Raw genomic sequence first — 12,212 nt, 5'->3', positions numbered from 1 at the left:
TGTCAGCCACTAGCGCAACTCAATATAAATATCGTGTAACTGGCCTTCACGTTCTACCGTCAAGGTAAAGTCGGTTGCCTGCGATAGCTCCGTCCAAAGCTTCGCCATAACGGCAGGATCGGTGAGATCATTTCCGTTTAGGCTCACAGCCAGATCGTTGGCCTTCAGTCCTACCGAATCGAAAAGCGCCCGCTCTTTACCCGGATTGACCCGGTAACCCGCCAGCTGGCCGTCGCGCTTGACCTGCGACAGACGAATATAGCTAAACAGGGTCTGCGGTTTTTCGAGGATCTCCTGCTTAATTCTGCCCAACTGCGAAGAAGGTGCTGAGGATTCAGGTGCCGCTTTCACCGGCACCTGGCGCGGCTGGCTCTTGCTAAATTTGATCCCGTCAAGCATCAGGGTTTCATCACGACCACTGTTACGAATGATCACCCGGTCAGCGTAAACGGCCTGCAACGTCGCCCGAGTTCCCTCGATCGCTTCGTTCAGCCCGTACGTATTCTGTTTGCCGCGGTGGGTAATAACCGCCAGGCTGGTTTGCGGGTTAGAACTTGCCACTACTCCAACCAGAGTCAGGTTAAGGCGTGTTTCCGGCGCATCCTGTTTTACCGGCTCTTTTTTGACTACCGGCGCATTTTGTTGATAACGGCCGAATAGATTCATTCCCAGTACATCAGACACCTGAAATCCCGAGCGGTTCGCTGACGAGACAGAAACAGTTTGCGCCTGCCACTGGGAGGGAGCCGTCGCTGGCTGGATAACCGACCACACCAGACGGCCCAAGATCCATGCCAGCAACACGACCAACAGCCAGGTTAATATCCGGGTGAGTGTCGTGACTGACATCGGGCGCTTAGTCTGAAGCGTTCCCAACCAATTTGCTGCAACCATGTTGAAATCCATTATCCTTGGGATTAATAATGCCGATGAATTATCGGTCGGCTATCAATAGAATACCCGTTAGTGAAGAAAACGGCAGTAATTTGCTCTCAAAAAGGTTCAATATACCAAAACAAATCACGGAAAAAATACATCTAGTTTCAATAGACTAGCTATTATGAGCGATTTATTCTCCATTTGCTGTTGAAAATACGATCTCATATCACCATTTAGTAGAGCTGACGCTGTTATTGCATTGTGGTATTTTTAGCGCCCGTTGTGGGTAAGGAGCACGTTATGGGACAGCAATCATCAGATTCCGGCACCCTCCAGGTACGCCTCGATAAATGGCTATGGGCCGCCCGGTTTTACAAAACCCGCTCAATCGCCCGTAACATGATTGACGGCGGCAAAGTGCACTATAACGGCCAGCGCTCCAAGCCAAGCAAATTGGTCGAGGTCGGCGCGGAAATTCGCCTGAGACAAGGCAGTGATGAGAAAACCATCATCATAGCCAAACTGTCCGACAACCGCCGGGGCGCTCCCGAAGCACAAACGCTTTATCAGGAAACCGCTGAAAGTATCAAACAGCGTGAACAGCATGCCCAAATGCGCAAGCTCAATGCCTTCGGCAGCCCGAGCCCTGACAAGCGTCCTGATAAAAAACAGCGACGCAATATAATTAAGTTTAAGAGCAGTAACTAAATTTTACCTGCTGGAGTATATAAAAGATGACAAACGATAGTCTGTACCGTTACCTGTTTGACGGTGTATCTGTACGTGGTGAACTTGTTCAGCTGAACGAGACATATCAGCAAATCATTTCCAGCAAGGAATACCCGGCTCCGGTCCAGACTCTGCTGGGTGAACTGCTTGTCGCCACCAGCCTGCTCACTGCAACGCTGAAGTTCGAAGGCTCGATCACCGTTCAGCTGCAGGGTGACGGCCCGGTGAAGCTGGCTGTGATCAACGGCGATCACGATCAGAAGCTGCGTGGAGTGGCGCGCTGGGATGGCGACGTGCCGTCGACCGGCAATATCCATGATCTTATGGGCAAGGGCCATCTGGTCATTACCATCACGCCGAACAAGGGTGAGCGCTACCAGGGCGTTGTCGGCCTGGAAGGTGACAGCCTGGCAAGCTGCCTGGAAGGTTACTTCGAAAGCTCGGAGCAGTTGAAGACTCGCATCTGGCTGCGTACCGGCGAGATTGAAGGCCAGCCAAAAGCGGCAGGCATGCTGTTGCAGGTTCTTCCAGACGACCAGGGCAGCGACGAAGACTTCGAGCACCTGGAGCAATTGACCGAAACCGTGAAGAACGAAGAGCTGTTCACACTCGAAGCCCAGGATGTCCTCTACCGCCTGTACCACCAGGAAACTGTCCAGTTGTTCGAGCCGCAAGAAGTAGCGTTCCACTGTGGCTGTTCTCGCGAGCGCAGCGCCTCGGCGATCTGCTCAATTGAGCGTAGTGAAGTAGATCGCATTGTTGCCGAAGAAGGCAAGGTATCACTGCACTGTGACTACTGCGGCACCAGCTATGACTTTGATAGCATTGACGTGGCAGCATTGTTCGAAAATGCACCAGAAAGTAACCGCAATCAGGTGCATTAATTATCATCTCGCATTAACTCTGAAAGTTAGTTACAAGAGCCGGATTTATTCCGGCTCTTTTTTTAACTGAAGCACACTTTTTCCCGCTCAACTGAAACTCAATAACACGCTAACTCCCGCTTTTTTCAAGAGAAATATTAATTTTGGGAGCTGGCGCAAACGTTTCACATCACTGTAAAATACACACCTACAATTTCCCTATAACTTTTACTTAGTCGTAACTTTTCAATGGTTAATTTTTGATAAACCTCCCTGAATTACCCCTTTAGGGTTGCTAGCATGGTCAACAGTTAAACAACATCTTACCCAAGGAGCACCTATGACTGTCATGAACGTCGAAAAAAAGGTTGCAAAAAATATGGATCTATCTAAATACGGTATCAAAAATGTTACAGAAATAGTTCGTAACCCGTCTTACGAAGTTCTGTTCGAAGAGGAGACCAAACCAGAGCTGGAAGGATATGAAAGAGGTATCGTAACAGAGCTGGGCGCCGTTTCTGTTGACACAGGTATTTTCACTGGCCGCTCGCCAAAAGATAAATTCATCGTCAAAGATGACACCACCAAAGATACCCTATGGTGGGCAGACCAAGGCAAAAACGATAATAAGAGCATTGGTCTGGAAGCGTGGAACGATCTGAAAGAGCTTGTCACCGGTCAGCTTTCTGGCAAACGCCTGTTTGTTATTGACGGTTACTGTGGTGCCAACCCTGATACCCGACTATGCATCCGTGTTATCACCGAAGTTGCCTGGCAGGCACACTTCGTGAAAAACATGTTTATCCGCCCAAGCGAGGAAGAGCTGGAAACTTTCGAGCCTGACTTCGTTGTCATGAACGGGGCGAAGTGCACCAACCAGAAATGGGAAGAGCACGAAATGAACTCTGAAAACTTTACTGTTTTCAACCTGACCGAAAAAATGCAGCTGATTGGCGGTACTTGGTACGGCGGCGAAATGAAGAAAGGTATGTTCGCCATGATGAACTACTTCCTGCCGCTGAAAGACATCGCTTCCATGCACTGTTCTGCCAACATGGGTGAAAATGGCGATGTGGCTGTCTTCTTCGGCCTGTCTGGCACCGGTAAAACAACCCTGTCTACCGATCCTAAACGCGCCCTGATCGGTGATGACGAGCACGGCTGGGATGACAACGGCGTATTCAACTTCGAAGGCGGCTGCTACGCGAAAACCATCAACCTGTCTAAGGAAGCTGAGCCAGACATCTACAATGCGATCCGCCGTGATGCCCTGCTAGAGAATGTTACCGTTCGTGCCGATGGCGCGATTGACTTCGATGACAACTCGAAGACTGAAAATACGCGTGTTTCTTACCCGATCTATCACATCGAAAATATCGTCAAGCCGGTGTCTAAAGGCGGCCATGCCAACAAGGTGATCTTCCTGTCTGCGGATGCATTCGGCGTACTGCCTCCGGTATCCAAGTTGACGCCGGAGCAAACCAAGTACCACTTCCTGTCTGGCTTTACAGCCAAGCTGGCCGGTACTGAGCGTGGTATCACCGAGCCAACGCCAACCTTCTCGGCCTGTTTCGGTAATGCCTTCCTGACACTGCACCCAACCAAGTATGCCGAAGTACTGGTTAAGCGTATGGAAGCCGCTGGCGCCGAAGCTTACCTGGTCAACACTGGTTGGAACGGTACTGGCAAGCGTATCTCGATTCAGGATACCCGCGGTATTATCGATGCCATCCTTGACGGTTCTATCGATACAGCCGAAACCAAGCAGGTGCCAATCTTCAACCTGGAAGTACCGACTGCACTGCCAGGCGTTGATCCGGCAATCCTTGACCCTCGCGATACCTACACAGATCCACTACAGTGGGAAAGCAAGGCGAAAGATCTGGCCGAGCGCTTTATCAATAACTTCGACAAGTACACTGATAATGACGAAGGCGCAGCATTGGTTGCCGCCGGCCCGCAGCTAGACTAATCCAGGGTTAGTGCCCGACACCTCAAGCCCCTCTTTCGAGGGGCTTGTTTTTTATCTGGACTAAAGTAACCACCTGAAAATTACTGATATAAACAAGCGGCTCCGACTTGCAGTACGCGCATTTTTCCGTCAATCTGAGCGTAACCATAGGAGGGTTCAATGCGTCTAGTCGGGAAACTTATTGCTACCTTTATCGTCTTGTTGCTGCTTGTCCTGACGATAATGCTTACCCTGCTGCACACCCAGTACACAACGGCAATTATCCGCTACGGCATCAATACCTTCAGCCCCTATGCTTTCGACGCACGCCACATTCACTACACCATTACCGAGCCCTGGCGCCTAACGATAGAGCAACCCAAATTCAGTCTGGGACAGGAACCTTCTTTTCACGCCGAACAATTGGATCTGTGGCTCACCCCCACCGAGCTGTTATCTCCCGGCTGGGCGTTTGATTCAATTTTGGTTGCAGGACTTCGCCTGTCGCCGGAAACACCGCTACCCAACTTGCCAGCAATCCGTGCCAACCGTCTGGCGCTCACCGACATCGAGCTCATCACCCCTGAACTGACCTTGAAAGAAGGCCAGCTACAACTGGACAACTGGCACAGCCTGCCGCATTCATGGGGAAACTTCAGCGGAGACATCCAGCTGTCGGCTACGCAGGCTCGCTGGCAACAGGTGGTATTGAAGAATGTATTGCTTGACGGAACACGCAGCGATCAGAGTTGGAAAATGCACGGCTTTTCCTTTGGCTGGCATCAGGCCAGCTTCAGCGGGCAGGCTGAATATCAGTCTAAGGCAGATACCAGCTCACTGGCACTGCACCAGCTAACCGTATCCGGTTTGCAGCTCCAGGATGGCGCGCAAATCGACACCCTTAAATCACGATTTGAGCAGTTAATCTCGCCGTCTACCACCATCGATATTCGACGGCTCGATATTCTCGACAGCAGTATTGAGCTGGCAGACTACACCATCAACAACGGCAACCTATCGCTGCATAACTGGCATTGGCCGGCCAGCCCATGGCAGCAGCACGACGCTTTTCTTTCTTTGGGTGCCAGCACTGTGCGCTGGAAAAATACCGTTCTCGACGACCCACTGGCCGAGCTGACCTTTTCTCCGCAGCAAATCAACATGGAAGGCATGTCAGCCAGACTCCTCGACGGTTATGTCCAAACTGACGGGACTATCACCCCAGACACGCTGGCACTTAACCAGCTAACCATCAATAGCATCAGGTGGTTTCTCCCCGAGCAGTGGCTTACTGAGCTAACAGCACACAGCCGCTACTTCGACAATATCAGCCTGACAAGCCTTGATATCGGCTATGCCCAGCTTACCGCTCCCCACTCTCAGCTTCCCTTCCAGCTATCAGGGATCAATGCTAGCGGTCACGATCTGGTGCTCAAGCGAAGGGGAAAGGCGGGGCTATGGCAGGGCAAGCTGCATGCCAGTGCCGGCTTTGCCAGCATCAACAGCATTACTATGGTCGAGCCCTTGATAGAAATGGACAGTCAGGCAGGTCACTGGCAGCTGACAAAACTGCTGATCCCGTTTCGTAACGGATTGCTGGAGGCCGAAGCAAGCCTGGATCTTCACCGCGAAGGCCAGCCGTGGCAACTTGCACTGTCTGCCGACAGCATGCCTGCCAGTATCTTGCCGAAATGGCTCCTGCTTCCTCTACCGGTCAACGGAGCTATGGATATCAGCCTCAACGCCACCGGGCTGGCCCAGCATGCTACCGGATTGGCCTATAGTCTTGACGGGGAACTCAACGGGGAGCTGCGCCAGCTACAGCTCGACACACAGACAACCGCCCAGCTCTGGCAACAATGGAGTCAACGCAATGTCTTGGCATCAAATCAGCCCCCGACTGAAGAGCATAGTCCGCTGACTGCCTCCTCCCTGTCAGTCACTGCCGACCGGGGGCGGATCACCGTCGAGCCTGTGGTTCTAAAAGGCGAGGACTTCGCCGCCACCTTGCAGGGTCACTGGGATCTGGCCCAGCCGGACAAGCAATTGATCCAACTTCAGGCTACGCAGGGATGCAAGGTGCTCAGCCGGGACTGGCACGGCGATCAGCAACAGCTATCACTGTCCCCTTGCGACGGCAACAGCATATAGGTACCGGTAAAGGTTGAAGCTAGCTGTTCGCCACTGTACACGTTGACTTCGACGACCACCCGGCCTTTCCGGCCGCTGGCCAATCGGTCCAGATCACCACACAGGCTCTCGACCGAGGTCACTGCACGCGGACGCTCCTTGACCGGGGCCACATAGCGGATATGGCTATCAGCTAGCACAATATCGGCAGCCAGCTTGCGCTCTTTCAGCAGCATCCAGACAAAGCCCCAGCCAGACAGCGTTGCCATGGTAAAGATACTGCCGGCAAACATGCTCTCGTTCGGGTTCAGATTGGCATTAATCAGGGCACTAACCTCGAAACGATAACCGGTATACTGGCTGATTTTGACGCCCATCTTTTCACTGATAGGGATCTGGTACTGCCACAGCTCCTGAAGCTCCTGACACCAGTCAGGGTGACGCACCACCTCGTTCAGAGGCTTGAGGTGCTTCAGCATCTGCTGATGCCTCACCGGCCCCCGCTCTTCGCTCAGCTCACCCTGGCTGGCAAAGTCATTACGCAGGTAAAACGGAATGGCATCCTCACGGGCATTACAGACCAACCGCTTGGCTCCTTCCTGACGCGCCAGCGACTCCAGCGCCATCAGCACCAATGCGCCCATTCCCTTGTGCCGATATTTCGGATGCACGGCCATAAAACGGATCTGGCCATCATTGTCCGGCGTCATATACAAGCGGCCGATCGCAATCGCCTCGCCGCTGTCGCTGACGATCATCCGGTGGCATCCTAGCTCGTCATAGGCATCTCGCTCCGAACCAACCGGCATGTGCCACGGCTCACGCAGCATTCGCCAGCGAAAATCATAGTACTTTGCCAGTTCATCCTCTGTTTGCGGGGTGATCAATCGAAACATGCAATCCTTCTCCAAACATTCCTTGAGCGGTTATTCGTGTGATCTATATCTATACCTGAAGCCAGAACGTCACCGGGCCATCGTTCAGCAGCGCCACTTTCATGTCGGCAGCAAAAATACCGGTTTCGGTCTTGATCTCTTTGGCCTTACAGCTTTCGACAAAATAATCGTACAGACGTTCCGCATCAGCCGGTGTCGCCCCGGCAGAAAAGCTCGGGCGCATACCGCTCTTGGTATCGGCTGCCAGGGTAAACTGGGATACAACCAGCACGCTGCCGCCAGCCTGCTGTACATTCAGATTCATTTTACCGGCATCATCTTCAAAAACACGGTAACCGAGCACCTTATCACGTAAACGTTGCGCTTTTGCTTCATCGTCTCCTTTCTCTACGCCCAGCAGTACCAGCAGGCCCTTGCCTATCGTACCGGTCACCTGTCCCTCGACAGTCACACTGGCTTCACTTACACGTTGAATAAGCGCAATCATTCTTTTGGCTCCTTGAGTTCACTTTTTTCTTCATTTGGCTGAGAGGCCGCCGGGACTTGCGGTGGCATATCTTTCTTTGCAGTCGGCTGCCAGTGTACACGTTCTCCCAGACTGGCGGTAATTTCCGCCCCCAGCAACACGATACACCAGCACAGGTAGACCCAGACAAACAAAATCGGGATCACTGCCAGCGCCCCGTAAATCACCTGATAGGAAGGGAAATTGGTGATATAGAGGGCAAAGCCTTTTTTGCTCAGCTCGAACAGCATACTGGCAATAAGGGCTCCGATCAGCGCGTGGTTAAACCGTACCTTGGTATTCGGCACCAGTAAGTAAAGACCCAGAAACGCGCAGCTGGACATAATCACCGGCAGTCCGCGCAATGCCTGCTGAAAGACTCCGCTAACGGCTTCGCTGTCAAGCAAGTTGAGCGAGCCGAGATAGGAGCTCACCGCAATACTGGTACCGACCAGGATCGGCCCCAGGGTCAAGACCATCCAATAAATAGAGAACGAAATCACCGGCCGGCGCTTTTCATGCACCCGCCAGATATAGTTAAGCGACTTATCGATGGACGAAATCAGCATCAAGGCCACCACGAACAATGCCGCCACCCCCACCGCCGTCATCTTGCCGGCGTTGGCAACGAACTCATTAAGGTATTGCTTGACCACTTCACCGGCTGCCGGCACAAAATTTTCGATCACAAAGTTTTGCAGCACCTCGCCCAGACCGGCAAACACCGGAAAGCTCGACAGCGCAGACAGCACCACAGTCAGCAACGGCACCAGCGACAGCAAGGTCACATAGGCCATCGACCCTGCCGCCACCGTCAGCCGATCATGGCCAATTCGCCGATTAAGGTATTTCAGATAGGCGATACCGAGAAACAAAGGCCGTCGCCATTTCCACTTGCCAGTTATCTTTTTGTCAGCCATATTCTGTTTTATTTATCTGTTTTTAATAGTCAAAATAGTTGGTTCAGTTGGCGCTGGCAACTCTGTAACCGCTAGCCATACCAACTGATTAGGAGCCTGTTATGCCTTACTTGCTTATTGCAATGCTCAGCCTTACTCTGCTGTCCGGGTGCCAGAGCGCCTATTATTCTGCCATGGAAACCGTCGGCGTTCATAAGCGTGAGATCATGGTCGACAGAGTCGAGGAGGCAACGGAAGCCCAACAGGATGCCCAACAGCAGTTCACCAGTGCCCTTGACGCTCTCAAGACCCTGAATCAGTTCGACGGCGGCGAGCTGGAAGCGGCCTACAACACCATCAACGATCAATACGAAGCCAGCTCTGATGCGGCCGAGAAGGTCAGCAGCCGCATTGCCGCCATCGAAGATGTCGCCGATGCCCTGTTTGACGAATGGCAGGATGAACTGTCGCTCTATACCAGTAGCAACCTCAAGCGCGAAAGTGAGAAAAAGCTAAGCAGCACCAAAGCATCATACCGCCAGATGCTGGGTGCCATGCACCGGGCAGAACAAAAGATGGCCCCGGTACTCAATACGCTGCGTGACAATACCCTGTACCTGAAGCATAACCTCAATCCCGCCGCTATCGGCTCCCTGCAGGGCGAGTTCGACTCGCTACAGCGCGACATCCAGCGCGCGATTTCCGATATGCAGGCAGCCATCGCCGAATCTGAGCGCTTTATCGCCCAGTTGAAAAAAGCCTAGCCTTGCCTTAACCGGGTCTGCACCCAGCAGGCCCGCTCCTCAACGCTGCCCCAGGGCACACCCTCGACGCGATAACCCAGCGCCAAATACGTCTCAACCAGCTGACGGTGGATCTGCTCCGCCTCGGCAAAGCTATGCGGGCGCTCCTCGTCCTGCACATAAATGTCACGGTTCGGGGCACAGCAAAACACAGTCGGGTAATAGCCTTTTGCCGCCTCAAGATAGTGATCGGCCACCGGCTCGCCACCAATGGTCAGGTAGGCGCAAATATCACCGACAGCCCGATCAACCATTGCCGGTATCGTGCCTTTGCCCGCCAGATTGCGCTGCTCGGTCATCATCTCCAGGCACAGCTGTGCAAAAGCAGGCAAATCCGTCCAGGGCAGCACGCCGCCTTCAAGCTGCGACTGCTGCTGGATCAGCGCTCGGGATGCTTCCGGAAATACCAGGTAGCCTTTCTTTTCCATCGCATTCAACAACGTGGTTTTCCCGGCACCCGGGCCACCAGTAATAATAATAGGCTGCATAAAGGTATTCTTTTGATTTTATAGGGCTCAGATACAACAATCCCCCCATGGTAGCACCGATGGGGGGATGGGTTAACGGCAAGGCGTTATAGGTAACGCTTGCTGGTTATTTTGCAGCACGGCTCGCACGTTTACGATCCGTTTCCGTCAGTAGCTTCTTACGGATACGAATGTTCTCAGGCGTTACTTCTACCAGCTCATCATCATCAATGAACTCAAGTGCCTGCTCAAGCGTGTACTTGATTGCCGGTGTCAGTACCTGCGCATCATCAGTACCAGAAGCACGGACGTTAGTCAGCTGCTTGCCCTTCAGGCAGTTAACAGTCAAGTCGTTAGAACGGTTGTGAATACCGATGATTTGACCTTCGTAAACTTCATCCGCGTGCTCGGCAAACAGACGGCCACGCTCCTGCAGGTTAAACAGGGCGTAAGTCAGCGCCTTACCCGTTGCGTTCGAGATCAGCACACCGTTGTTACGCTGGCCGATTTCACCACCTTTGTGCGGACCATAGTGATCATAAGTATGGTAAAGCAGACCAGAACCTGATGTCAGCGTCATGAACTCAGTCTGGAAACCGATAAGGCCACGAGAAGGCATCATGAAGTCCATGCGAACACGGCCCTTGCCATCCGGTGCCATATCAGTCAGCTCACCTTTACGAAGGCCGATGTTCTCCATGATACCGCCCTGGTGCTCTTCCAGCACGTCGATAGTTACAACTTCGAACGGTTCCATTAACTGACCATCTTCTTCTTTGATGATTACTTCAGGACGCGATACAGCCAGCTCGAAGCCCTCACGGCGCATATTTTCAATCAGGATAGACAGGTGAAGCTCACCACGGCCTGAAACGCGGAATTTATCCGGGTCTTCCGTTTCTTCAACACGCAGGGCAACGTTGTGTACCAGTTCTTTCTGCAGACGCTCAAGGATGTTACGAGATGTAACAAACTTACCTTCTTTACCTGCGAACGGAGAGGTGTTCACCTGGAAAGTCATAGTTACTGTTGGCTCATCAACAGACAGAGCAGGAAGTGCTTCAACAGTATTAACGTCACAGATAGTGTCAGAGATTTTCAGCTCGCCCAGACCGGTGATCGCAACAATATCACCCGCCGTTGCTTTTTCCACTTCGTGACGCTCAAGGCCCAGGTAGCCAAGCACGGTACCGACTTTGCCGTTACGCTTCTTACCATCAGCGCCAATCACAGTGACCTGCTGGTTAGGGGCCACAGAACCACGCGTTACACGCGCAACACCGATAACACCTACGTAAGAGCTGTAGTCTAGCTGAGACACCTGCATCTGCAGTGCACCCTCAACATCAACAGCCGGAGCCTCAACATTATCAACGATAGCCTGGAACAGCGGTTCCATGTTTTCGCCAGTCACACCCTCTTCCTGGGTCGCCCAACCGTTCAGTGCTGATGCGTAAACAACCTGGAAATCCAGCTGCTCGTCAGTTGCACCCAGGTTGTCGAACAGGTCAAACACCTGATCCATTACCCACTCAGGGCGAGCACCTGGGCGGTCAATCTTGTTAATTACAACGATTGGCTTCAGGCCGTGGGCAAACGCTTTCTGGGTAACGAAACGGGTTTGCGGCATCGGACCGTCAACGGCATCAACGATCAGAAGCACAGAGTCTACCATCGACATGATACGCTCAACTTCGCCACCGAAGTCGGCGTGTCCCGGGGTATCAACGATGTTGATGCGGTAATCATTCCAGTTAATCGCTGTGTTCTTGGCAAGAATGGTGATACCACGCTCTTTTTCGATATCGTTGGAATCCATTACGCGCTCTTCAGCTTCACCGCGAGACTCTAACGTACCAGACTGCTGAAGCAGCTTATCAACCAGGGTGGTTTTACCGTGGTCAACGTGCGCAATAATTGCGATATTTCTTAGTTTATCGATCTGTGGATTAGACATGGATTTCACATTCACTCAGAACATGCAGCGACCCTATGGTGCTACTTGGTTAAAAAAACGGCTCATAATCTAACAGATTTTACGCCAAAACCCACGAAATATGTGATTTATATCACCAGCTTTTTTAATTAAG

At 52.4% G+C, this 12,212-nt stretch carries 11 protein-coding genes; 5 read left to right on the top strand and 6 right to left on the bottom strand.

The genetic code is table 11. The features are described from left to right. Window positions 1–9: 9 nt before the first annotated feature. The gene (gene gspC / locus MHN01_RS01835; RefSeq protein WP_239409779.1) at window positions 10–894 is read right to left on the bottom strand and encodes a type II secretion system protein GspC; all 885 of its coding nucleotides are present in this window, start codon (window positions 892–894) and stop codon (window positions 10–12) included. Between the two features lie 285 nt (window positions 895–1,179). On the opposite strand from gspC, the gene hslR reads away from it, so the two are divergent. The 4 genes from hslR (at window position 1,180) to MHN01_RS01815 (ending at window position 6,573) form a co-directional block, all read left to right on the top strand. Further along, the gene (gene hslR, locus MHN01_RS01830; RefSeq protein WP_075762186.1) at window positions 1,180–1,587 is read left to right on the top strand and encodes a ribosome-associated heat shock protein Hsp15; all 408 of its coding nucleotides are present in this window, start codon (window positions 1,180–1,182) and stop codon (window positions 1,585–1,587) included. Window positions 1,588–1,613: 26 nt separating this feature from the next. Continuing rightward, the gene (gene hslO, locus MHN01_RS01825; RefSeq protein ID WP_239409778.1) at window positions 1,614–2,492 is read left to right on the top strand and encodes an Hsp33 family molecular chaperone HslO; all 879 of its coding nucleotides are present in this window, start codon (window positions 1,614–1,616) and stop codon (window positions 2,490–2,492) included. A 319-nt stretch (window positions 2,493–2,811) separates the two neighbouring features. Further along, a complete protein-coding gene (gene pckA / locus MHN01_RS01820) occupies window positions 2,812–4,443 on the top strand; it encodes a phosphoenolpyruvate carboxykinase (ATP) (protein WP_239409777.1) in 1,632 nt (543 codons plus the stop codon). A gap of 159 nt (window positions 4,444–4,602) precedes the next feature. After that, window positions 4,603–6,573 (top strand): AsmA family protein, encoded by a 1,971-nt coding sequence (locus MHN01_RS01815; RefSeq protein WP_239409776.1) that lies wholly within the window; start codon window positions 4,603–4,605, stop codon window positions 6,571–6,573. On the opposite strand, the gene MHN01_RS01810 is transcribed toward MHN01_RS01815, so the two are convergent. Genes MHN01_RS01810 through MHN01_RS01800 form a run of 3 tightly spaced genes read right to left on the bottom strand, consistent with a single transcriptional unit; the run spans window position 6,528 to window position 8,873 of the window. Continuing rightward, window positions 6,528–7,448 (bottom strand): bifunctional GNAT family N-acetyltransferase/hotdog fold thioesterase, encoded by a 921-nt coding sequence (locus MHN01_RS01810; RefSeq protein WP_239409775.1) that lies wholly within the window; start codon window positions 7,446–7,448, stop codon window positions 6,528–6,530. The two genes, MHN01_RS01815 and MHN01_RS01810, sit on opposite strands and share 46 nt — an antisense overlap. Before the next feature lie 49 nt (window positions 7,449–7,497). Next, on the bottom strand, window positions 7,498–7,935 hold the full coding sequence (dtd, locus tag MHN01_RS01805) for a D-aminoacyl-tRNA deacylase (RefSeq protein ID WP_239409774.1): 438 nt from the start codon (window positions 7,933–7,935) through the stop codon (window positions 7,498–7,500). Further along, window positions 7,932–8,873, bottom strand: a complete 942-nt coding sequence (locus MHN01_RS01800) for a virulence factor BrkB family protein (RefSeq protein WP_239409773.1) — start codon at window positions 8,871–8,873, stop codon at window positions 7,932–7,934. Before MHN01_RS01800 ends, dtd begins: the two co-directional genes overlap by 4 nt. 101 nt (window positions 8,874–8,974) lie before the next feature. On the opposite strand from MHN01_RS01800, the gene MHN01_RS01795 reads away from it, so the two are divergent. After that, window positions 8,975–9,616, top strand: coding sequence for a DUF2959 domain-containing protein (locus tag MHN01_RS01795; RefSeq protein ID WP_239409772.1), 642 nt, complete (start codon window positions 8,975–8,977; stop codon window positions 9,614–9,616). Here the strand turns inward: MHN01_RS01795 and MHN01_RS01790 are convergent. Next, a complete protein-coding gene (locus MHN01_RS01790) occupies window positions 9,613–10,143 on the bottom strand; it encodes an AAA family ATPase (RefSeq protein WP_239409771.1) in 531 nt (176 codons plus the stop codon). The two genes, MHN01_RS01795 and MHN01_RS01790, sit on opposite strands and share 4 nt — an antisense overlap. 106 nt (window positions 10,144–10,249) lie before the next feature. Next, window positions 10,250–12,079: a translational GTPase TypA gene (gene typA, locus MHN01_RS01785; RefSeq protein ID WP_239409770.1), complete on the bottom strand. Its 1,830-nt coding sequence runs from the start codon at window positions 12,077–12,079 to the stop codon at window positions 10,250–10,252. Window positions 12,080–12,212: the final 133 nt, after the last annotated feature.

It is taken from the genome of Photobacterium sp. OFAV2-7, assembly GCF_022347985.1.
Taxonomy (GTDB): domain Bacteria; phylum Pseudomonadota; class Gammaproteobacteria; order Enterobacterales; family Vibrionaceae; genus Photobacterium.
Note: the sequence above shows the minus strand (reverse complement) of the source record. Positions and strands in the feature narration are given on the sequence as shown.

What these genes read in the sequence shown, in the direction of transcription:
- MHN01_RS01800 (WP_239409773.1), bottom strand. Translation starts at nt 8,873, where the DNA reads ATGGCTGACAAAAAGATAACTGGCAAGTGGAAATGGCGACGGCCTTTG.
- gspC (WP_239409779.1), bottom strand. Translation starts at nt 894, where the DNA reads ATGGTTGCAGCAAATTGGTTGGGAACGCTTCAGACTAAGCGCCCGATG.
- MHN01_RS01790 (WP_239409771.1), bottom strand. Translation starts at nt 10,143, where the DNA reads ATGCAGCCTATTATTATTACTGGTGGCCCGGGTGCCGGGAAAACCACG.
- MHN01_RS01795 (WP_239409772.1), top strand. Translation starts at nt 8,975, where the DNA reads ATGCCTTACTTGCTTATTGCAATGCTCAGCCTTACTCTGCTGTCCGGG.
- MHN01_RS01815 (WP_239409776.1), top strand. Translation starts at nt 4,603, where the DNA reads ATGCGTCTAGTCGGGAAACTTATTGCTACCTTTATCGTCTTGTTGCTG.
- typA (WP_239409770.1), bottom strand. Translation starts at nt 12,079, where the DNA reads ATGTCTAATCCACAGATCGATAAACTAAGAAATATCGCAATTATTGCG.
- hslO (WP_239409778.1), top strand. Translation starts at nt 1,614, where the DNA reads ATGACAAACGATAGTCTGTACCGTTACCTGTTTGACGGTGTATCTGTA.
- hslR (WP_075762186.1), top strand. Translation starts at nt 1,180, where the DNA reads ATGGGACAGCAATCATCAGATTCCGGCACCCTCCAGGTACGCCTCGAT.
- pckA (WP_239409777.1), top strand. Translation starts at nt 2,812, where the DNA reads ATGACTGTCATGAACGTCGAAAAAAAGGTTGCAAAAAATATGGATCTA.
- dtd (WP_239409774.1), bottom strand. Translation starts at nt 7,935, where the DNA reads ATGATTGCGCTTATTCAACGTGTAAGTGAAGCCAGTGTGACTGTCGAG.
- MHN01_RS01810 (WP_239409775.1), bottom strand. Translation starts at nt 7,448, where the DNA reads ATGTTTCGATTGATCACCCCGCAAACAGAGGATGAACTGGCAAAGTAC.